General features: G+C 65.3%; 1 pseudogene. It reads left to right on the plus strand.

Annotated elements, in window-relative coordinates:
• Window positions 1-64: 64 nt before the first annotated feature.
• Window positions 65-1,049: pseudogene (locus tag H8R02_RS30025) on the plus strand (IS3 family transposase); the annotation flags it as partial.

Below are 1,049 nucleotides of genomic sequence, written 5' to 3' on the forward strand. Positions count from 1 at the left end.
TGAGCTAGCCCCCTGATTCTCCGGACCCGTTCTATCGCTTATCTTTCGAGATAGGAGAAGGACAGTGAGTACGACTAGGAATACGGATTCCGTAGAGGTCATCTTGAAAGACCAGCGCCGCAGGCGCTGGTCCCCCGCAGAGAAGCAAACGCTGGTGCGTCGCACGTACGAGCCGGGCATGAGCGTGTCTTTGGTGGCCCGGCAGGAAGGCGTGGCGGCCAGCCTTCTGTTTCAGTGGAGAAAGCTCGAACGCCAAGGTGCGCTGACGGCGGTTTCCGCGGGCGAGGCCGTGGTTCCTGCTTCGGAGCTGGCCGCTGCACGCGCCGAGATCGCGAAGCTGCAGCGCGTGCTGGGAAAGAAGACCCTGGAGAACGAGATCCTCAAGGAAGCCGTGGAGTACGCAGCCGAAAAAAAGTGGATTGCGCGCTCGCCCTTGTTGCCCGGGGAAGACCAATGAAGACGGTCTGCCGGGTTCTGGGGCTGGCGCGCTCGCACATCCACGAACTGCACCGGCGTGAAGACACCTGGCGCGACGGCCGAACCGGCCGAACGCCAGCGACGGACGCCCAGCTGCTCGCCGAAATTCGTGAGCAGATCGCCGAGTTGCCCAGCTACGGCTACCGACGCGCATGCGCGCTGGTGAACCGCCGGCGTACGCAGGACGGTGCGGCGCGGGTCAATCCAAAGCGAGCCTACCGGGTCATGGCCAAGGCGGGCCTGCTGCTGCCGAAGGCACCGCGCAGGCGCCAGTCGAGCCGCCCGCACGACGGCGTGGTCGCTGTGGACCGCAGCGACCTGCGCTGGTGCTCCGACGGCTTTGAGATCAAGTGCGACTCCGGCGAAACGGTCACCACCACGTTCGCCAAGGACTGTTGCGACCGTGAAGTGATGGCGTGGCGGGCGTGGGAAGGCAAGGGCCTGCCTGGCGAGCCGGTACGCGAGATGCTGATCGAAGCGGTGGAGCGGCGCTTCGGAGCGATCGAGGCGATCCCCGAGGATCATGTCCTGGAATTCCTCAGCGACAACGGCGGCGCCTACATCGCGGCCGA

Source organism: Ramlibacter albus, from assembly GCF_014297445.1.
Classification (GTDB): domain Bacteria; phylum Pseudomonadota; class Gammaproteobacteria; order Burkholderiales; family Burkholderiaceae_C; genus Ramlibacter; species Ramlibacter albus.